Genomic DNA, 19,186 nt, shown 5'->3' on the forward strand with positions numbered 1-19,186 from the left:
GGCCGCTGCGGCTGGGCTCTCGCGCAAGTTTGCGACGATGGCGGCATGCGCATCGACCTGCACAGCCACAGTGATGTCTCCGATGGCACCCGGCCGCCCGCCGAGGTCGTACGGCTGGCGAGCAAGGCCGGGCTGGACGTTCTCGCGCTGACCGACCACGACACGGCCGGCGGGTGGGCGGAGGCGCGAGCGGCGCTCCCGGACGGGCTGACCCTCGTTCCGGGCATGGAACTGTCCTGCAAGCACAGTGCCGGTTTCGGTAATCCCGAGCCGGACAGCCTGCATCTCCTCGGCTACCTCTTCGACCCGGACGAGCCCGAGCTGGCCTCGGAGGTGGCCCGGGTCCGCGACGACCGGGTCCTGCGAGCCCAGCGCATGGTCGAGCTCCTCCAGGAGCTCAGCGTTCCGGTGACCTGGGAGCGCGTACGGGAGCTGGCCCAAGGCGAGTCGGTCGGCCGCCCGCACATCGCGCGGGCCATGCTCGAGGCGGGCGCGATCGAGACCATGGACGAGGCGTTCACCCCAGAGTGGATCGGGCCGGGCGGGCGCGCGCACGTGGACCGCTACGCCCTGGATCCCGTACGGGCCGTCCAGCTGATCCGCGGCGCGGGCGGCGTCTCCGTCATCGCCCATCCGCGCGCGACCAAGCGCGGCTACGTCTTCTCCGACGAGGTGATCGAGGAGCTCGCCGCGGCCGGTCTGACCGGCGTGGAGGTGGATCACCCCGACCACACACCCCCCGACCGCGCGGCCCTCCGCGCGCTCGCGAGCCGCCTGGACCTGGTCCCGACCGGCTCCAGCGACGACCACGGAGCCCTCACCGGAGATCGCCTTGGCTGCGAGACGACCGCCCCCGAGGCCTACCAGGAGCTCGTCAGCAGGGCCTGAAGGGCAGGTCAGCGGGGGCGTTCCGGTTTGATCTCCGCGCGGCCCGTGGCGCACGGTAGGGTGCGAGGCGTGGATGCGCGCATCGAAACGGTGGTGACGACGGGGAAGACCACCCTGGACGACACCGAGTACGACGTCGAGAACAACACCTACATCGTCGGGGACGACGACGAGGTCATCGTGATCGACCCGGGCTTCGGCTCCGAGGACGTTCTCAAGCAGGTCGGCGACCGCGAGATCATGGCGGTCATCTGCACCGACGGCAACGAGCACCATCTGGCGTCCGCGCTGGAGGTCGCCGCCGCCGGCGAGGAGGACGAGGAGAACTGGGCACCGGTCGCGCTGCACCGCGCCGACCGCCTCCTGTGGCGGGACTACTTCGGCCGCCTCGCCCGCGAGGAAGAGGACGAGGACGACGCCAAGGCGCTGCGCTCGCTCGAGCCCGACATCTGGCTGGAGGACGGCGGCGTCTTCGAGATCGGCGACGCCCAGCTGGAGATCATGCACACCCCCGGCAACACCCCGGGCAGCGTGAGCATCATCAGCGAGCAGGTCGGCGTGCTGTTCTCCGGCGACACCCTGCACCGCGGCCGCCCCGGCTCGATCGGCGGCGCGTACGAGGACCTGCGCAAGCAGCTGAACTCGATCGGCGCCCTGCTCACCCCCCTGCCGAAGGACCTGCGCGTCCTGCCGGGCCAAGGCGAGGAGACCACGGTCGGCGAAGAGGACGCCCGCTGGGAGAGCTGGGGCGCGCTCGCCACCGAACGGGACGAGTGACGGCCGAGCAGCTCGGCTTCGAGGGCATGCCGCGACGGCTCTACACCTGTACGCCGTCGCGGCTGAACACCTGGCTGGACTGCCCCCGGCGCTACCGGATGACCTACCTGGACCGTCCGGCGCCGCCCAAGGGCCCGCCCTGGGCGCACAACAGCGTCGGGGCGAGCGTCCACAACGCCCTGGCCGCCTGGTGGCGCCTCGATCTGCCCGAGCGCACTCCCGAGATGGCCGGCACGCTGCTCATGCGCGGCTGGCTGACCGACGGCTTCCGCGACGAGGCCCAGTCGGCCGAGTGGCGCGAGCGCGCCCGCGAGATGGTCGAACGCTACGCGACCGGCCTGGACCCCGCTGACGAGCCGCTGGGCGTTGAACGCACCGTGGCCACCCGTACGGACCAGATCGCCGTCTCCGGCCGCATCGACCGCCTGGACGCCCGAGGCGCCGAGCTGGTGGTCGTCGACTACAAGACCGGCCGCCACATCCTCACGTCCGACGACGCCCGCGGCTCCCTGGCCCTCGCGCTCTACGCCATCGCAGCGTCCCGCGTCCTGCGCCGCCCCTGCCACCGCGTGGAGCTGCACCACCTGCCCACCGGCGAAGTGGCGGTCTGGGACCACACCGACGAATCCCTGGCCCGCCATCTCCGCCGAGCCGAATCCATAGCCGCCGAGGCCGCCGCCGCGGACGAGGCCTACAAGACCCGCATTCCCAAGCCCCGCCAGGCCGAAGGCCTCGCCGTCGACCACACCCCGTACGACGAGACGTTCCCGCCCCGCCCCGGCAACCTGTGCGCTTGGTGTGACTACGCCCGCCATTGCCCGGAGGGGCAGGAGGCGGCCCCTCGCAAAGAGTCCTGGGCCGCCCTCCCGGTGGAAACCGCCTAAGCACCCACGAGTGAACGCTCAGCGGGCCAGCGGCGGGGGTCTCGTAGGCCGTAGAGGCCTCTGCCGAGGTCGTAGCCTTCTGCGCCTAGGCGCTGGCGGGCGCGTTCCAGCATGTCGCGGGTGGGCTTCATGAAGGCGTAGTCGTGCAGGCGTTCGGGAACGGTGCTGAGCGCCGTACGGAACGAGCGCAGGGCCGCGGTCACCGCGGGCTGTGGCACTTCGGGGAGCGCGCCGTACATCTGGCGGGCCCAGTCGGGCAGCGAGTAGTAGCAGAGGGCACCGAACGGGAAGTAGCCCGGCTTGCCCGGTGCCAGGAACTTCAGGTTCTCCGGCATCGTGGGCCACATCAGGAAGCGCACGGTCGCGGCGGCCTCTTCGGTCACTCGCAGCTGGGAGCGCATGGACGCGAGGTAGTCCTCCATCTCGCGCACGCTGCCGGGCACGTCCTCCGCGTGGAGGCCCACGTAAGTAGCGGTGTGCCTCTGCTCGTCCAGGTATTTGTCGGCCATCGCGTCGGTGAGCGGCAATCCCGAGCGTCGTGCGACCTCCAGGTAGGAGTAGACCTCGGCGCAGTGCACCCACCGCAGCAGCTCGGGCTGGTCGAGCCGCTCCTTCTTGCCCGTGTCGTGGTTGAGGATGCGCAGGCTCCGGTGGATCCCGCGGACCTTGGCGGCCAGCTGGTCGATCTCTTCGTGGCTGCCGAACGTGGCCATGCCCACGAAGTCGGCCGTGCGCTGGAGCCGCCCGAACGGGTCCTCCTGGAAGTTGGAGTTCTGCCAGACGCCCCACATGGCCATCGGGTGCAGTGCCTGCAGCATGAGGCTGCGCACCCCGCCGATCCACATGGACCGGTCGATGTGAACGCGCCACGTGACGCTCTCGGGCGGTGCAACGGTCGCCGACATTCCCCACCTCGCCAAACATGTGAGACAAACTCAGGTAAGTGTGTCATTACATTCTCGGGTTCAGCACCCCGGCCCCCTGTGATCACTGTCACCTGGGGAAAAGGTGCAGGCGGTGGGCCGTCCATCCGCCTCAGCCCGGTCGACGACCTCAGCCTGGAACGCCCGGCGGGCCTGCCCGTGCGGATCGAGGCGGCCCGCGGCCCTCAGCGGACGACGCGCTCGGCCTTGCTCCAGAAGTCGGAGAGCGCGCCGGCCGTCGTCTCCGGGGCCTCCACGGCGGGCGAGTGGGCGGCGATCGGGATGACGACCTTGGCGGCGTCCAGGCGTTCGGCCATCGCCGCCTGGGCGCGCGGGTCCCAGACGTCGTCGTCCTCGCCATAGATCACCAGTAGCGGCACGGCGGCCTCGTCGGCGGCCTTGGCCAGCTCGTCGACCCGGTCGGGGGCCGAGGTCAGCTCGGTCGCCATCGCCATCAGGCCGGTCGGGCAGTTGCCCAGGGTCCGCCTCTTGAGGAAGTCGAGGATCTCGGGCGGAACGCCGCGCGCCTCGGCGTCCGGGCCGATGCTCACCGTCCAGATCGTCTCCAGGCCGAGCTTGGGGATCGCGTCCCGCAGCGCCCTGGCCTTGTCGGCGGCCCGCCCGGTGACCCCCGCGGGGCCCGAGCTCATCAGCGTGTACGACTGGGGCAGCACCCCGCCGAGCACCGCCTCCCGGGTCACCAGGCCGCCGAACGAGTGGCCGACCAGGTGCACCGGGTCCGGGCCGAGCGCCTCCATCAGGGCGGCGATGTCCTCGCCGAGCGCGGCGAGCGCGTAGTCCTCGGGCCCGGCGCCGCGCTCGGACTCGTACTGCCCCCGCATGTCGACCGCCACCACCCGGCGACCCGCGCGGGCGAGGGTCTGCATGACCGCCAGGAAGTCTTCCTTGCTGCCGGTGAAACCCGGCACGAGCAGGGCCGGAGAGCGTTCGGCGATACCCGATCCCGGTAGCGCCTCCAAGGCGGCGAACGTGCCGCGGGAGGTCTCGATGTACGTCCGGCGCACGCCGGGGGGCAGAGTCAGGAACCGGGGCGTACTCACAGGTGGCCAGCGTACTAAATGTGATTGCGTAGACACCGGTAAAGAGCCTTCGGTGGTAGCGTCGCCAGTGTGGATCAACGCCCGCACCCGGCCGTTTCGGCCCATCGCAGGGACGAGGCGGGCGTGGCGGGGCTGCGCGCCGCGGTCGGCTCCGGCGCCGAGTACGTGGAGATCGACATCCGCCGGACCGGCGACGGGAAGCTGGTCGTTCACCATGATCCGGGCATCGGCGGGCTGCGCATCGCCCGCGCCAGCTACGAGCAGGTCCAGGACACGGCGGGCGAACGACCCGTGCCGCTGGTCGCCGACGCCATGAAGATCATGGCGGCCGGGCGTGTCCGCGGCCATCTGGACCTCAAGGAGCCCGGCTGCGAGCTGGAGGCCACCGAGCTGGCGATGGACGCGTTCGGCGAGGACGGCTTCGTGGTGACCACCAAGGACGTCGCCTCGATCACCCAGGTGAAGAAGACGTATCCGCAGGTGAAGGCGGCTTTGTCGGTGGGCCGCAGCTTCTGGGAGCCCGGCGTGGTCCGCGACATGCTGCCCGTGCGGCTCATCCGCGCGTCCGGGGCCGACATGGTGGCGCTCAACTTCCGCCTGGCCCGGGTCGGCGTCCTCGCCCAGTGCGCCCGCGCCGGGTTCCCCGCCATGATCTGGACGGTGAACGCCGAGAAGATGATGCGGCGCTTCCTGAACGATCCCCGGGTGGCCGTACTGATCACCGACCACCCGGAGCAGGCCCTCGCCCTACGCGACGGCAGGCCCTAACTAAGCCCTAACTAGGCTCTAGCTAGGCCCTGGCTAGCCGGAGATGCTGGGGCGGCCGTTCTCCAGGTGGCCCATCAGGCGGCGCTGGAACGTCTTGTCCTCGGCCGACTTGATCTCGACGTCGTACCAGCCGTGCTTGGTACCCCAGCGGACGGTGCTCTTGCCGCGCGCGGGGACGGTCACCTTGTGGGTCGCGTTGCCGTACGCCAGGGCCTTCAGGGTGAACGTGAGCGGCTTGGCGGACGGGTTGGCCAGCGTGATCGCCAGCTTGCCCGCGTCGGGCGCCGCCTGGGACGTCACGTCCGTACGGGCGGCGGCCCCGGCCGTGGACCCGGCGAACTCGCGCCGGAAGCCGTTCGGCCCGGTCAGCGTGAGCCGGTAGCCGCCCTTGACCGCGATCCGCTCGACCTTGCGTCCCGCCACGTCGTAGTGGCGCGGGGCGGCGAACTCCTTGGCGTACGGGTAGAGCGCCAGGTGCGACGACCGCGTGCCCTTCTCGATCATGGTGATGATCAGCGAGCCGCCGTCCAGGCGGGCGGACGCGTCGGTCCGGTAGGGGAGCGGGCGCGCCGGGCGGGTGCCCTTCTCCGGCGCCGGGCCCTCCTGGATGATCGGCGGCAGGGCGGGCCAGCGCCAGTAGAACTTCGGCGGCGCGGCGGGCTTGGGAACGGGCTGCGGCTTGGCGGCACGACCGAAGTCGAACGCCGAGGTCAGGTCGCCCGCGACCGTACGGCGCCAGGGGCTGATGTTCGGCTCGCGGACGCCCAGCCAGCGCTCCAGGAACCGGATCGTCGAGGTGTGGTCGAAGGTCTCCGAGCAGACGTACCCGCCGACCGTCCACGGCGAGACGACGATCATCGGGACCCGGAAGCCCAGCCCGATCGGCTTGCCGTCGTCGTGGTCGTCCTCGGCGTCCGCGGGCGGCAGCGGCGGCGGAACGTGGTCGAAGTAGCCGTCGTTCTCGTCGAAGAGCAGGAACAGCGCGGTGGACTCCCACACCTCCGGGTCGGAGGCGATCGCGTCCAGCACCTGGTAGGTGATCCCGGCGCCCTGAATCGGGCTGCCCGAGCCCGGGTGCTCGGACTCGGCGGCCGAGGCCACGATGTAGGACACCTCGGGCAGCCGCCCGCCCGCGACGTCGGCCTTGAACGCGGCTCCCAGCGTTCCGCCGTCGCTGCGGCGCAGGCCACGCTCGAACAGGTCGCGCTCAGGGGCGGACAGGGCCGCGACGCCCTTGTCCAGCGCCGCCTGCATGCTCTTGCGCTCGTCCGCGCTCGCCTTGGCGACCGCGCCGTAGAAGTCGGTCATGCTCGTGTACGAGCCGACCGGCGCCAGGGCCTTGCGCATGACCTGCTTGAACGTGGTGAGGAACTCCAGCGGGTTGTCGGTGAAGTTGTCCCACTCCTGATAGACCTTCCAGCTCCGACCCGCCTTGGACAGCCGTTCGGCATAGGAGACCTGCGCGTAGCCGGGGTGGCCGGCCTCGTCGTAGGCGTCGTTCTCGACCGCGCGGTGGCCGTTCTTCTCGTAGCCGATCGTGCCGGTCCAGTGGTAGGTCCGGTTGGGGTTGGTCGGCCCGAACACCGAGCAGTGGTAGGCGTCCAGGATCGTGAACGTGTCGGCCAGCTCGTACTGGAACGGCAGGTCCTTGCGGTCGTAGTGGACCATCGTGGCCATCGTCTTGGCCGAGATCCAGGTGTTGTGCCAGCCGTCGCCGTGCGCCTTCTGGCCGCCCTCCCAGCCGTGGTCCAGGCCCGCGATGTAGTTCACGTCGGTGAGCGGGCCGTGCCCGATCGCGTTCCGCGCCAGGAACGGCTTCACGTGCCGCAGCAGGCCCGGCTGCTCGAAGACCGGGTGCCCGTCGGGCAGCTCGATCGCGTTCCGGTCACCGAACCCGCGGACCCCGCGCAGCGCCCCGAAGTAGTGGTCGAAGCTGCGGTTCTCCTGCATCAGGAACACCACGTGCTTGATCGCCTTGAGCCCGCCGGGCTTGATCGGCCGGGCGAGGGCGGCGTGCACCGAGGGCGGCAGCATCGAGGCGACGGCTGCGCCGCCGGCGACCCCCGCGCTGGAGGCGAGGAACTTGCGGCGGGAGGGACCTTGGCTCATGCCGTGAAGCGTGGGCCGCCCGGGTAACGAGACGACGGCGATCACGCGTCCGCCCGGTAACGAACATGAAAGACATTCACATGTTCCGGCGCCGGAAACGAGAGCCGGGACGGAAACGAGAGCCGGGGCCGCGCGGACCGCTGCCTGCAGCCGTTCGCCGCCGACGTTGTCCGGAAACGAGAACTGCGAGATCACGGCGTGGTGCGTGATCTCGCAGCGGGCCGGGCGCGGTAAGGGCGCCCGGCAGGGTTCGCGGCCCGGGCACCCGGTGGGGGTGCCCGATGGGCCACGGGTATCAGGCCGTCGTCGCCTCGGTGGCTTCGGCGGCCTTGCCACCGCGGGTGCGGCGGCGGGAGCGGGTGCGGGAACGAGCCGGCTTGGCCTCGCCCTCGCCGGACGCCGGTGCGGCGCCCTCGTTCTTCCCGGCCGCCTTGGCGGTGGCGGCCTTGGTGCTGCCCGGCTCGGCCTGCTCGGCGCCCGCCTCGACGGGCTGGCCGCCGCGGGTACGGGTGCGGCTGCGCTTGCGGCGCGGGCGGGAACGGTCCCGGCCGGCGTCGCGATCGCGGTCACGCTCGCGTGGAGCCTGTGAACGGGTCTTGCCGGTCTCGCCGATGTCCTCCAGCTCCTCGGCGTCCAGCCCGGCGCGCTCGCCACGCTGGTCCTTCGGCAGCTTGCCGGTGGTGCCGGCGGGGATGCCGAGGGCCGCGAAGAAGTGCTCGGAGGTCGAGTAGGTCTCCTCCGGCGCCGCGAAGGGCAGGTCGAGAGTGGAGTTGATCAGCTTCCACCGGGTCAGGTCGGCCCAGTCGATCAGCGTGACCGACACGCCCTCCTTGCCGGCCCGGCCGGTGCGGCCGATCCGGTGGACGTAGGTGTCGGCGCTGTCGGGGCACTCGTAGTTGACCACGTGCGTGACGTCGTCGACATCGAGTCCGCGGGCCGCCACGTCGGTGGCCACCAGCACGTCGATCTTGCCGTTACGGAACGCGCGGAGCGCCCGCTCGCGCTGGCCCTGCCCGAGGTCGCCGTGCACGGCGGCCGCGGCGAAACCGCGTCCGGCCAGGTCGGCGGCGACCCGGTCGCAGGCCCGCTTGGTCTGGCAGAAGACCATGGTGAGCCCACGGCCCTCGGCCTGCAGGAGACGGGCGACCATCTCCGGCTTGTCCATCTGGTGGGCCTGGAAGACGTGCTGGACGACCTGCGGGGTCGCCTCGGACTCGGCGTGCGACTCGGCCCGGACGTTGGTCGGCCGGGTGAGGTACTTGCGCGAGAGCGCGACGATCTCGCCGGGCATGGTCGCCGAGAACAGCATGGTCTGCCGCTGCGCCGGGATCCGCTCGACGATCCGCTCGATGTCGGGCAGGAAACCCAGGTCCAGCATGCGGTCGGCCTCGTCCAGCACCAGCACGCCGACCTGTGAGAGGTCCAGGTGCTTCTGCTTGACCAGGTCGAGCAGCCGTCCGGGCGTCCCGACGACGACCTCGACGCCGTCCCGCAGCGCCTCGATCTGGGGCTCGTACGCGCGGCCGCCGTAGACCGACAGCACGCGGGTGCCGAGCTTGCCGCCGGCGACCAGGAGGTCGTCGGTGACCTGAAGGGCCAGTTCACGGGTGGGCGCGACGACCAGAGCCTGCGGCTTCTTGCCGCCGTGCGTGATCCGCTGCAGCAGCGCCACGCCGAAGGCGAGCGTCTTGCCGGTGCCCGTGCGGGCCTGTCCGATGATGTCGTGGCCGCCCAGCGCGATCGGCAGGGCGAGCTCTTGGATGGGGAATGCGTCCACGATGCCCTCGGTTTCGAGTGCATCGGCTATCTCGGGTACGACCCCGAGTTCACGAAAGGTAGCCAGGGCTTTCAGCCTCCAAAGTGCGGGGTCCTCGCTCCCCGGTGCGGCGCGGCTCCGGCCCCGGCTCCGCCGGAATCGGGTCGTCCAGGCCGTACAAGGACACAGTCCGCGCCGGCAGGTCCCCGTCTGTGGGGCTCACCCGCCGGTCGCTTCCTATGGCCGCGCGCTCGCGCGGGAGGGACCAGCCGTCAGTCAAATTTCTCGGCGACCGCAGTCAGGGGTTGAAAGCAGTCACTCATGGTGGCTGCGTGCGGTCACACTCCGCGACGCAGTGTACCGACCGTTGATTCCATACACCAATAGCCGATCACCTGTCTCAACGGTTCCCGTTTCCGTCCTATTCCATGCCGGGCCCGCAAGGTTGCCGGGAGACCGGCCGAAAACCCCCTGCACAGAGGCGATTGAGGCTCCTGAGAAAAGACGTCCGAGTGCGACCGGCCACATCCGGCCGAAGATCCTGCCATCCTGGGACCCGCCTGAATTGTGCGGCTTGTGAAGATCGGCCGGGTCGAACGGCCGGGATCGGCGAGGAGGACGGACGGATGCGGACGAGGCTCAGACCGCGGGGCGTGCTGGCCGTTCCGGCGGTGGCGGGGCTGGTGGCCGGGCTGCTGACCGGCTGCTCGTCCTCGGACAAGAAGGGGCCGGACGTGCCCGACAAGGGCGTCCTCGTCGTCACCGACAACACCGCGCACCCCGACCAGCACGTGACGCTGAAGGACGCCGAGTACGCCAAGATCGCCGGCCTGTCCGACGCGACCGCCGCCGGGAAGGTCAACCAGGCTTTGCACGCGCCGCTGGACTGGGCGGTGAAGTGGGCGGGCGGCACCCTTACGGACGACCAGAAGAAGGAGTGCCAGGGCAAGTCGAGCATCATCCAGACCAAGGTCCGGCTCGGCCTGCGCGGCGACGACCTGGTCTCGGAGTCCAACGCCATCCAGATGGTCCCCTGCTTCGACGGCGAGGGCGGGCTGCCGACCGTGCCCGTCACCGTGGACGTCAAGGCGGGCAAGGCGCTGACGGCCGACGACGTCTTCGGCTCCAAGGGCCTGGAGAAGGACAGGCTGAAGAAGCTCTGGGACACCCTGTCCGGTCCGAAGAACGACTGGAAGGACTGCGACCTCGGCGACCTGGAGCGCAAGAACTTCTTCCCCAGCAAGGACAAGGAAGACCCCGTCGAGGTGCCGCCCTCGGCCGGGTTCCTGTTCACCGACCAGGGTCTGGAGATCATCTGGTCGACGACCGGGACCGACTGCAACAACTTCACCTTCACCGCCAATTACGACAAGGTGAAGGACTTCATCGACAAGAACCTCTACCCCCGTCTGCAGGCCGCCGCGGGCCAGAAGTGAGCGAGCCCTCAGCCCGCGCCTGGCGGGTCGAGGGCTTCACCGAAGTACGGGAGCTGGGCGCGGGCGGCCAGGGCCGCGTCGTCCTGGCCCGGCACGCCACCGCGGGCACGCCGGTCGCGATCAAGTACCTCCCCCCGGACGCCGATCCCCGCGACATCGAACGGCTGCGCGGCGAGGCCCTGATGCTGGGCCGGGTCGACGACCCGCACGTGGTCAGGCTCTACCGCTTCGTCACGGGCGAGGAGGGCGCCGCGGCGCTGGTCATGGAGGCCGTGAACGGGGTCTCGCTCAAGGAGGTCCTGGCCGAACACGGCGCCATGGAGCCCGAGGCGGCCCTCACGGTCCTCAAGGGCTCCCTGCTGGGCCTGGCCGCCGCCCACGGCATCGGGGTCGTGCACAGGGACTACAAGCCCGCCAACGTGGTCGTCCAGCCCGACGGCGTCAGCAAGCTGATCGACTTCGGGATCGCGGCGTCGGCGGGGGAGGGCGCGGCCGGCGGCACCCCCGCGTACATGGCGCCCGAGCAGTGGGACCGGCGGCCCGCCTCCACCGCCACCGACGTCTACGCCGCCACCTGCGTGTTCTTCGAGTGCGTGACCGGCCGCCGCCCGTACGGCAGCGCCGCCGGCCACCGCACCGAGCCGATCCCTGCCGAGGCCGTGCCGGAGGGCCTCCGCGACCTGATCACCCGGGGCATGGCCAAGAGCCCCGCCGAACGCCCGCCTGGCGCCGCCGCCTTCGTCCGCGAGCTCGAGACCGCCGCGAGCGCCGCGTACGGCCCCAGCTGGGAAGCACGCGGCCTGCGCGGCCTGGCCCTGGCCGCCGCCGCCCTGGCAGCCCTCTTCCCCCTAGGCGCCGCCGCACTCGGCACGGGCGCCGCAACCGGACTCGCCGCCGGAGGCGCAGCAGGTGGCGCGGCTGCCGGAGGCGCCGCGGGCGGCGTGGCGGGTGGTGGTGCTGCCGCAGGCGGCGCAGCGGGCGGTGGTGCGGCAGGTGGTGCGGCTGTCGGCGGCGCTGCGGGCGGAGGCGCTGCGGGCGGCGCTGCGGGCGGTGGCGTGGCGGGCGGTGGCGCCGCTGGCGGTGCTGTGGGCGGTGGCGCGGCGGGTGGCGCAGCCGGCAGTGGCGCGGCTGCCGGTGGCGCGGCGAGTGGCGCGGCAGGCAGCGGTGCGGCGGGTGGGGGTACGGGGGTTGCTGGGCTTCTTGCGGGGACGGGGGGCAAGATCGCGGCGGCGGCCGTTGCCACCGCGGTGGCGGCGGGCGGAGCGGGTGTTTACGCGGCTGATTCCGGAGGTTCGGACCCGAAGGGGCGTGCCACCGCGGCGCCGCAGTTCAGCTACCGCCTGGCTAGCGCGAGCAAGACGTTCAACGCTCCCACTACCAATGTCTCGCTGCGCTATCCGGTGGTGTCGGGGCTGGCGACGGCCGCGCTCGAGGCCAAGGTCAACAAGGTCCTGCGCGCCCCGGCCGATCAGTGGGCCACGGACGTGCACACCGACACGGCCTCGTTCATGGGCTCCAAGAATCCCGCCAAGCCGTACACCGCGGCCCTCACCTACGAGACCGGGCTGAGCGGTCCGCGCCTGATGTCGGTTCGCTATCGGCCCCAGGAGGGTCAGCGGAACACGGTCTATCCGTTCCAGGTGACGGTCGACCTGACCACCGGCCGGGAGCTGAAGGCCCCGGATCTTCTCCGGCCCGAGGCCGTGACCGTGAGCGGGGTACGGGCGCTGGGCGACCGGCTGATGCGCGCCGGGCTGGTCTCCGGCGACCCGACCTGCCGGGGCGAGGAGCACCCGGCGCCGGACTGGTCCCAGGTCGCCAAGGACCTCAAGGACCGCGAGGGCCGGGACGGCGGGTACATCAAGATCTTTCTGGCGCCGGGCAGGGGCGAGATCGGCCTGCCGATGTTCACGCTCGGCTACTCGATGGCCTGCAATCGGGCCTCGCCGTACGCCAAGCTGCCGTACGCGCAGCTCGGCGACGTTCTGCGCCCGGAGATTCTGCGCCAGGCGACGGCCAAGCCCTAGGGCAGGGCAAGTCTCAGGGCACAAGGAAACCCCCGGCTGCAGGGGTGGCCGGGGGTTTCCGAGCGGGGTGCCCCTGAGGGGTCAGGGGCCTCTATGAGGGGTCAGAACGTGTGCCGGCGGCTGCCCCACCGGCGACGGCCCTTCCAGCCGCCACGGCTGGTGCCCCCGGTCAGGAGCATCACGCCACCGGCGGCGATGAGCAGCGAGAACAGGAAGGCGAGGAGGGTCCCGGCGCCCACCGCGGTCGCCACCATGCCGCCGAGAATCGCGCCGGCGATACCGACCAGGATCGTCAAGGGGAGGCCGATGGGGTTACGGCCGGGGACGATCAGCCTGGCGAGTACACCGATGACAGCACCGACGATGATGAACCAGAGAATCGTCGCGAGCATTGTCGATCACCATCCGTTGTCGTCCGGGGCCGCCTGAGCGGCCCGTTCGGTCGGCGATCGGTATGCCCGCCTCTCGGCGGTTAAACAAAGCCCTGCTCAGGCGCCCGGTCGGCCCCGCAGCTCGGGGCGCCCGGCCCGGCTCAGGTGTACTGGGTGCCGAAGCCGACGGTCCGGCCCTCCTCCTCGCTGATCTCCAGGTAGCCCACCCGGTCGGCGGGGATGACGACCCGGCCGTTCCGCTGGTCCTTGAGCACGAAGACGCCGCGCTCGGCCTGCAGCGCCTCCGCGAGCGCCTGCTGTACCTCGTCGGCGCTCTGCGAGGTGTCCACGACGAGCTCCTTGGGCACGAACTGAACCCCGATCCGAACCTGCACCTGATGCTCCTTTCATTGCTCTCACGGCCTCCGACCCTCGCCTGGCGGCTCGGGTCCGAACCGCGAAAGCGGCGAGCGCGACATCGCTTCGCGATCTGAGCGGGCGGCTTCGCCTTCGGCTCGTCACCCGCTCAGGTAGCGCGCTCGCGTGACGGCTGGCCGGCGCCCGGAAGAACATGCTCCTCCGATGGTCGCATGCGGATCATCGATTTCGCGGATGCGGTCCTTCGCCCGGAGCTGAACACAAAGTCCGCCACCGCTGGTGCGGAGGCGGACTTCATGACGTATTGGATCTCAGCTCGTGCGGCTCAGCCGGTCCGCGGGAAGCCGGAGATGCCGCGCCAGGCGAGCCTGGCGATGATCTTCTCGGCCGTGTCCTTCGGGATGGCGCGGTGCTGGGACAGCCAGTAGCGCGCGCTCACCTCGGCCATGCCGACCAGGCCCATGCCCAGCAGGTGGGCCTCGTCGTTCGGCGCGTTGGTGTCCTCGGCGATCACCTGGGCGATCATCTCGGCGCACTGCTGGTTGGCGCGCTCCACGCGCGCCCGCACGGGGGCCACGTTCCGCAGGTCCGACTCGAAGACCAGCCGGTAGGCCTCGCCGTCGCCGGCCACGAAGTCGTAGAACGCCTGCATGCTCGCCTGTACCCGCAGCTTGTTGTCCGTGGTGGACTCCAGCGCGTCGCGCACGGCCTTGACGAGGGCCTCGGCGTGCTCGTCCAGCAGCGCCAGGTAAAGCTCCAGCTTGCCCGGGAAGTGCTGGTAGAGCACGGGCTTGCTGACGCCGGCGCGTTCGGCGATCTCGTCCATGGCAGCGGCGTGGTAGCCCTGGGCGACGAACACCTCTTGGGCCGCGCCGAGCAGCTGCTTGCGCCTGGCCAGTCGCGGCAGTCTCGTGCCACGGGGGCGGGCGTCCGGGGTCGCGGTCACCACACTCTCCGATCACCGTTCAGTGCGGCGGTGGGGGTACCCGCCGCGGGGAATCAATCCCATCATCCTACGCGCCGGTAACCTCGCTGGTCACTAACAAAGCACCAGGCGATGCGACTCGGTCAGCGATAATCGTCCTCATCCAGCCTCACCTGACGCGCGTTTTCGGCCACATCGGCCTCGTCCGCGTCGAACGGGATCTGCTGGGGCCACTCGGGACCCTCGTCCTCGCCCGCCGCGTCCGCCAGTTGCTCGGCCGCGTCCTCCTCGGGCGTCTCGATGCCCCTGAGATCCTCTTCCGGACCGCTCGTCTCGCTCATCGTGCGTCCTCCCCTCAGAGGCGCTTCAGAGTCGCTCGGCCAGCTCCCGAAGCGGTGCTTCGATGGACTCACCGTACGTCGGAAAGGCGTGGACGACATCGGTGAGCACGCTGAGCGGCGTCTCCGCCCGGATGGCCAGCGCGATCTCGCTCATCCACTCCTCAGCGTAGAGCCCGACCGCGGCGGCCCCGATCAGCAGCCCGCCGGAGCGGTCGGCGTACAGCTCGACGCGCCCCCGGTCGTCGGCCTCCACGGCCGCCCTGGCCGTCGAGGCCAGGTCATACCCGGCGACCAGCAGCTCTATGCCCAGCTCCTCGGCCTGGCGGGGGCTGACGCCGACCGAGTAGACGGTCGGCGTGGTGTAGACGACGCGCGGGACAGCCCGGTAGTCGGCCTCCCGGCGCTTGCCCAGCACGTTGGAGATCACCACGCGGGCCTGGTAGCGGGCGGCGTGGGTCGTACGGGCTACGCCGGTGACGTCCCCGGCGGCCCAGATCCCGCCCTGGCCCGAGACCGCCTGGGCCTCGGGGGCCACGCCCGGCAGCAGGGCGCCCTCGCCGGTGGCGGCGGCGACCTGGCAGGTCTCGTCGACGGGCAGGCCGCTGCCGGGGAGCAGGGCGACGCCCAGCTCCTCCAGGCCCAGCCCCTCGGTACGCGGGCGGCGCCCGGCGGCGATCAGGATCCGGTCGGCCTCCAGCGTGCCGCCGTCCGACAGCCACAGCCGCAGGGCGAGGTCGGTGCGTTCGACCCGGGCGACCTCGGCGCCGAGGCGCAGGTCCACGCCCATCCGGCGGAGCGCGTCGGCCAGGATCTCGCCGGTGAACGGGGCCTCGGCGGTCAGCAGCCGCCCGGCCGACTCGATGATCGCGACCTGGGAGCCGTACGCCGCGTACACCTGGGCCAGCTCGCAGCCGACCGGGCCGCCGCCCAGCACCACCAGGCGCCGGGGCAGGTCGGGCACCGACAGCGCCTCGTCGCTGGTCCAGGTGGGCGCCTCGGCCAGGCCGTCCACGTCGGGGATCCTGGGCTGGCTGCCGGTGCTGATCACCAGGTCGGTGAAGCCGTGCTCCACGCCGTCGACCTCGATCACGCCGGGACCGACGATCTTGCCCCAGCCGTGCAGCACGGTCACGCCGTCCTCGGCCAGCCGCGCCACGGCCCCGTCGTCGTCCAGATGGGCGGTGACCTCGTCGCGGCGCGCGGTCGCCAGCTCCCAGGTCTCACCCCGCCTGGCCGACAGCAGCAGTGACTTGGACGGCAGGTCGGCGAAGTACGGGGACTCCCCGCCCACCAGGCGGTTCTCTACGAGCGCGACGTCACGTCCCGCCTGCGCGAGACCGGACGCCACGAGCTCGCCCGCGGTCCCCCCGCCCAGCACCACGACGTCGAAGCGATGGTTCTGCGACAACTGTTCTTCCCTCCGCACCGGTCGTGTCCCCGCACTCCATGGTGACGGAAAACGATGCCGGAGAGTGCCGATTCGAACACATACGGCACTCATTCCCTGACAGGAGCGTCAGGGGAGGGGTTGCGGGCTGTCCAGGATCGGTGCCAGAAGGTCACCGTGCTCGTCCACGCGGGCCAGCGTCTCGTCCGGGCCGAACCTCAGATCCGCCGGGCTCGCACAGGCCTCCACCTCGTCCCAGGTGACCGGCGTCGAGACGCCGGGGGACTCGGCGGCGCGCAGCGAGTACGGCGCGACGGTCGTCTTGGCCGGATTGTTCTGGCTCCAGTCGACGAAGACCTTCCCCTTGCGGAGCCTGCGCTCCATTCGGCTGACCACCAGGTCACCGTTCGAGCCCGCGAGCCGTTCGGCCGCCTCCTTGGCGTACTCCGACGTCCGGTCGCTCTCCTTGATCGGAACGTAGAGGTGCAGGCCCTTCTTGCCGCTGGTCTTGGGATAGGACTCCAGCCCGTCCTCGGCGAGCAGCTCGCGCAGCAGGACCGCCACCCGGCAGGCCTCCACGACGCTCGCCGGGGCGCCCGGGTCCAGGTCGAAGACCATCAGGTCGGGGCTGTGGATGCCGCCGCGCGGCCCGACCTTCCACTGGGGGATGTGCAGTTCCAGCGCGGCCATGTTGGCGCACCACACCAGCGTCGGCAGGTCGTCGATCACGATGAAGTCGAGGTGGTCGCGACCGCTGGCACTGCCGGGCGTCGGGATCGTCTCCTTGCGGATCCAGTCAGGCGTGTGCCCGGGGGCGTTCTTCTCGAAGAACTTGGTCCCGTCCACGCCGTCGGGGTAGCGGATCCTGGTCGCCGGGCGGTTCTCCAGGTGCGGCAGCATCACCGGGGCGATCTTGACGTAGTAGTCGATGACCTCGCCCTTGGTGAACTCGGGATAGAGGTTCTTGTCGAGGTTGGAGAGCGTCAGCTCCCGGTCCTCGACCGTCACGCTCACCTTCTTGGGGCTCACCGAGCCACCCCCCTGGTCATGGCTCCTCGCTCCTGGTCATGGCTCCTCGCTCACCTGTTCATGGCCCCTCGTTCAGGCGTCACCGGTCGTTCAGGCGTCACCGGTCACCTCGCGCGGGTCCTTGTCGTCGCGGAGGCCCCGCCAGGACGGGAAGCGCAGCCGCCCGTCCCTGGTCTCCACCGCGTAGGCCACGTCCCCGACCAGCCGAGGCTCGACCCACTGGGCGTCGCGCGAGAACTCGCGGGGCACCTCCTCGTCGTACGGGCTGGTGTCGCGGCGCAGCGGCCACAGCAACCGGTAGAGCTCGTCCAGGGCGCGGTCGGTGAAGCCCGTTCCGACGTGCCCGATGAAGACGAGCCGGCCCTTGGGGTCGTACTCGCCGAGCAACAGCGAGCCGACGCCGCCCTCGCGGCGGCCCTTGCCGGGTTTCCAGCCGCAGATGACGACTTCCCGGGTGAGGAAGTTCTTCACCTTGCGCCAGAAGTCGACGCGGCGGCCCGGGCGGTAGGGGGAGTCGAGCCGTTTGGCCATGAGGCCTTCAAGCTCCTGCTCCCTGGTGAACTCGACGAGTTCGGCCACCTGCTCGGCGTCCCCCGCGTGCAGATACGGCGGCACCTCGACCGGACCGGACGCGGCCAGTTCCAGGTCGTTGAGGAGTGCCCGCCGGTCCGCGTACGGGATATCGAACAGAAGGTGTCCATCTAGGAAAAGCAGGTCGAAAACGACGAATCGAACCGGGACCTCCCGGATCAACCGCTGATCGGGATGCTGGACGTGCATGCGCCGCTGCAGGCGCTCGAAGCTCGGGCGCCCGTCCTCGAACGCCACCACCTCGCCGTCCAGGATCACATCGTGATGGGGCAGCAGATCGGCGAGGCCGGACAGCTCTGGGTAGCGTCCGGCCAGGTCGTTGGTGCGGCGCCCGCTTGCCCGCACCCCGTCGGAGGAGACATAGGCGATGACGCGGACGCCGTCCCACTTGAGCTCCAGGCCCCAGCGTTCGGAGTCAGGGGGGAGGTCCCCGGAGTCGGCCATCATCGGCTCGACCGGCCACGGCATGGTCATAGACGCGTCATACCCTGACCCCGCTCCAAGGAAAAGGATCTACGGCCTGATCTGGCACAAATCGAACGAGATGGCGATGCTAAGGGGAAGATGCCTCTGGGTAGGGATAGATCATGCGAAGTATCTGGAAGGGCGCGATCTCCTTCGGGCTGGTCACGATACCGGTGAAGGTCTATTCGGCGACCGAGCAGCGGGACGTCTCCTTTCACCAGGTGCACCGCAAGGACGCGGGACGGATCAAGTACAAGCGGGTCTGCACGGTCGACGGCGAAGAGGTGCCGTACTCCGACATCGCCAAGGGCTATGAGCTGCCCGGCGGCGAGATCGTGGTGCTGACCGACGAGGACTTCGCCGACCTGCCGCTGTCGACCAGCCGGCGGATCGACGTGCTGGAGTTCGTCGAGGACGACCAGGTCGACCCGATCTACTTCGCCAAGTCCTACTACCTGGAGCCCGACGGGACCGGTTCCAAGCCGTACGTGCTGCTGCGCGAGGCCCTGGAGCAGTCCGGCCAGGTCGCGATCGTGAAGGTGGCGCTGCGCCAGCGCGAGTCGCTGGCGACCCTGCGCGTACGGAACGGGATCTTCGTTCTGGAGACCATGCTGTGGCCGGACGAGATCCGCGAGCCGGACTTCCCCTTTCTCGAAGAGGACATCGAGATCCGCAAGCAGGAGCTCGCCATGGCCACCTCGCTGATCGAGTCCATGGAGGGCGAGTTCGACCCGTCCCAGTACAAGGACGCCTACCGCGAGGCTCTCCAGGCCGTGATCGACGCCAAGATCGAGGGCAAGGAGGTCGCCAAGCCCGAGGCCGAGGAGGGCGAGGAGCCCGCCGCCGACCTGCTCAGCGCGCTGCGCGCCAGCGTCGAGGCCGCCAAGAAGAGCCGCGGCGAGAAGAAGCCCGCCGCCAAGAAGACCGCCGCGAAGAAGGCGCCCGCCAAGACCGCGGCCAAGAAGACGGCCGCCAAGCCCCGCACCCGCAAGTCCGCCTGACCCACTTCACGCCGATCTTGCTCTGAGCGCCCTTACGGGCCGGTGGAAAGGGCGCTCAGAGCAAGATCG

General features: G+C 70.7%; 18 protein-coding genes. 7 read left to right on the forward strand and 11 right to left on the reverse strand.

Going from position 1 to position 19,186, the window contains the following annotated elements; translation table 11 throughout:
* Positions 1-45: 45 nt before the first annotated feature.
* From J4573_RS49035 to J4573_RS49045, 3 genes are all read left to right on the forward strand, one after another.
* Positions 46-888 (forward strand): PHP domain-containing protein, encoded by an 843-nt coding sequence (locus tag J4573_RS49035; RefSeq protein WP_208263333.1) that lies wholly within the window; start codon positions 46-48, stop codon positions 886-888.
* Positions 889-957: 69 nt separating this feature from the next.
* Positions 958-1,665, forward strand: a complete 708-nt coding sequence (locus J4573_RS49040) for an MBL fold metallo-hydrolase (protein WP_208263334.1) — start codon at positions 958-960, stop codon at positions 1,663-1,665.
* Positions 1,662-2,549, forward strand: a complete 888-nt coding sequence (locus tag J4573_RS49045) for a RecB family exonuclease (RefSeq protein ID WP_307797515.1) — start codon at positions 1,662-1,664, stop codon at positions 2,547-2,549. The genes J4573_RS49040 and J4573_RS49045 overlap by 4 nt, the downstream gene beginning before the upstream one ends.
* On the opposite strand, the gene J4573_RS49050 is transcribed toward J4573_RS49045, so the two are convergent.
* Together J4573_RS49050 and J4573_RS49055 are read right to left on the reverse strand one after the other, a co-directional pair.
* Positions 2,546-3,454 carry an oxygenase MpaB family protein gene (locus tag J4573_RS49050; RefSeq protein WP_208263335.1) on the reverse strand — a complete coding sequence of 303 codons (909 nt, stop codon included), beginning with the start codon at positions 3,452-3,454 and terminating at the stop codon, positions 2,546-2,548. The two genes, J4573_RS49045 and J4573_RS49050, sit on opposite strands and share 4 nt — an antisense overlap.
* A 203-nt stretch (positions 3,455-3,657) precedes the next feature.
* Entirely contained in the window at positions 3,658-4,533 is an 876-nt protein-coding gene (locus J4573_RS49055; protein ID WP_208263336.1) for an alpha/beta fold hydrolase, read from the reverse strand.
* A gap of 69 nt (positions 4,534-4,602) precedes the next feature.
* Here J4573_RS49055 and J4573_RS49060 point away from each other — a divergent pair, with 69 nt between their 5' ends.
* Positions 4,603-5,301 carry a glycerophosphodiester phosphodiesterase gene (locus J4573_RS49060; protein ID WP_208263337.1) on the forward strand — a complete coding sequence of 233 codons (699 nt, stop codon included), beginning with the start codon at positions 4,603-4,605 and terminating at the stop codon, positions 5,299-5,301.
* 33 nt (positions 5,302-5,334) lie between these two features.
* Here J4573_RS49060 and J4573_RS49065 read toward each other — a convergent pair whose 3' ends face one another.
* Together J4573_RS49065 and J4573_RS49070 are read right to left on the reverse strand one after the other, a co-directional pair.
* Positions 5,335-7,410 carry a phosphocholine-specific phospholipase C gene (locus J4573_RS49065; protein WP_208263338.1) on the reverse strand — a complete coding sequence of 692 codons (2,076 nt, stop codon included), beginning with the start codon at positions 7,408-7,410 and terminating at the stop codon, positions 5,335-5,337.
* A 295-nt stretch (positions 7,411-7,705) separates the two neighbouring features.
* Positions 7,706-9,187 (reverse strand): DEAD/DEAH box helicase, encoded by a 1,482-nt coding sequence (locus tag J4573_RS49070; RefSeq protein WP_208263339.1) that lies wholly within the window; start codon positions 9,185-9,187, stop codon positions 7,706-7,708.
* A 605-nt stretch (positions 9,188-9,792) separates the two neighbouring features.
* Between J4573_RS49070 and J4573_RS49075 the strand changes: the two genes are divergently transcribed.
* The gene (locus J4573_RS49075) at positions 9,793-10,602 is read left to right on the forward strand and encodes a hypothetical protein (RefSeq protein ID WP_208263340.1); all 810 of its coding nucleotides are present in this window, start codon (positions 9,793-9,795) and stop codon (positions 10,600-10,602) included.
* Complete coding sequence (locus tag J4573_RS49080; RefSeq protein ID WP_208263341.1) at positions 10,599-12,629, forward strand: protein kinase domain-containing protein; 2,031 nt, start codon at positions 10,599-10,601, stop codon at positions 12,627-12,629. Before J4573_RS49075 ends, J4573_RS49080 begins: the two co-directional genes overlap by 4 nt.
* A 101-nt stretch (positions 12,630-12,730) precedes the next feature.
* Here J4573_RS49080 and J4573_RS49085 read toward each other — a convergent pair whose 3' ends face one another.
* The 7 genes from J4573_RS49085 to ligD (J4573_RS49115) all read right to left on the reverse strand — a co-directional run bounded on the left by J4573_RS49085 (position 12,731) and on the right by ligD (J4573_RS49115) (position 18,125).
* Positions 12,731-13,021: a GlsB/YeaQ/YmgE family stress response membrane protein gene (locus J4573_RS49085; RefSeq protein WP_208263342.1), complete on the reverse strand. Its 291-nt coding sequence runs from the start codon at positions 13,019-13,021 to the stop codon at positions 12,731-12,733.
* A 140-nt stretch (positions 13,022-13,161) separates the two neighbouring features.
* Positions 13,162-13,395: a DUF3107 domain-containing protein gene (locus J4573_RS49090; protein ID WP_208263343.1), complete on the reverse strand. Its 234-nt coding sequence runs from the start codon at positions 13,393-13,395 to the stop codon at positions 13,162-13,164.
* A gap of 308 nt (positions 13,396-13,703) precedes the next feature.
* Positions 13,704-14,324 (reverse strand): TetR/AcrR family transcriptional regulator, encoded by a 621-nt coding sequence (locus tag J4573_RS49095; protein ID WP_208263344.1) that lies wholly within the window; start codon positions 14,322-14,324, stop codon positions 13,704-13,706.
* A gap of 122 nt (positions 14,325-14,446) precedes the next feature.
* Positions 14,447-14,644: a hypothetical protein gene (locus J4573_RS49100; RefSeq protein ID WP_208263345.1), complete on the reverse strand. Its 198-nt coding sequence runs from the start codon at positions 14,642-14,644 to the stop codon at positions 14,447-14,449.
* Positions 14,645-14,669: 25 nt separating this feature from the next.
* The gene (locus tag J4573_RS49105) at positions 14,670-16,052 is read right to left on the reverse strand and encodes a dihydrolipoyl dehydrogenase family protein (RefSeq protein ID WP_243774829.1); all 1,383 of its coding nucleotides are present in this window, start codon (positions 16,050-16,052) and stop codon (positions 14,670-14,672) included.
* 108 nt (positions 16,053-16,160) lie between these two features.
* Positions 16,161-17,060 carry a non-homologous end-joining DNA ligase gene (gene ligD, locus J4573_RS49110; protein WP_307797516.1) on the reverse strand — a complete coding sequence of 300 codons (900 nt, stop codon included), beginning with the start codon at positions 17,058-17,060 and terminating at the stop codon, positions 16,161-16,163.
* A gap of 90 nt (positions 17,061-17,150) precedes the next feature.
* A complete protein-coding gene (gene ligD / locus J4573_RS49115; protein WP_208263346.1) occupies positions 17,151-18,125 on the reverse strand; it encodes a non-homologous end-joining DNA ligase in 975 nt (324 codons plus the stop codon).
* A gap of 113 nt (positions 18,126-18,238) precedes the next feature.
* Here ligD (J4573_RS49115) and ku point away from each other — a divergent pair, with 113 nt between their 5' ends.
* The gene (gene ku, locus J4573_RS49120) at positions 18,239-19,117 is read left to right on the forward strand and encodes a non-homologous end joining protein Ku (protein ID WP_208263347.1); all 879 of its coding nucleotides are present in this window, start codon (positions 18,239-18,241) and stop codon (positions 19,115-19,117) included.
* Positions 19,118-19,186 lie beyond the last annotated feature (69 nt).

Origin of the sequence: Actinomadura barringtoniae (assembly GCF_017573505.1) — a bacterium.
GTDB lineage: Bacteria > Actinomycetota > Actinomycetes > Streptosporangiales > Streptosporangiaceae > Spirillospora > Spirillospora barringtoniae.

What these genes read in the sequence shown, in the direction of transcription:
- J4573_RS49035 (WP_208263333.1), top strand. Translation starts at nt 46, where the DNA reads ATGCGCATCGACCTGCACAGCCACAGTGATGTCTCCGATGGCACCCGG.
- J4573_RS49050 (WP_208263335.1), bottom strand. Translation starts at nt 3,454, where the DNA reads ATGTCGGCGACCGTTGCACCGCCCGAGAGCGTCACGTGGCGCGTTCAC.
- J4573_RS49065 (WP_208263338.1), bottom strand. Translation starts at nt 7,410, where the DNA reads ATGAGCCAAGGTCCCTCCCGCCGCAAGTTCCTCGCCTCCAGCGCGGGG.
- J4573_RS49075 (WP_208263340.1), top strand. Translation starts at nt 9,793, where the DNA reads ATGCGGACGAGGCTCAGACCGCGGGGCGTGCTGGCCGTTCCGGCGGTG.
- J4573_RS49085 (WP_208263342.1), bottom strand. Translation starts at nt 13,021, where the DNA reads ATGCTCGCGACGATTCTCTGGTTCATCATCGTCGGTGCTGTCATCGGT.
- J4573_RS49100 (WP_208263345.1), bottom strand. Translation starts at nt 14,644, where the DNA reads ATGAGCGAGACGAGCGGTCCGGAAGAGGATCTCAGGGGCATCGAGACG.
- ligD (WP_208263346.1), bottom strand. Translation starts at nt 18,125, where the DNA reads ATGACCATGCCGTGGCCGGTCGAGCCGATGATGGCCGACTCCGGGGAC.
- ku (WP_208263347.1), top strand. Translation starts at nt 18,239, where the DNA reads ATGCGAAGTATCTGGAAGGGCGCGATCTCCTTCGGGCTGGTCACGATA.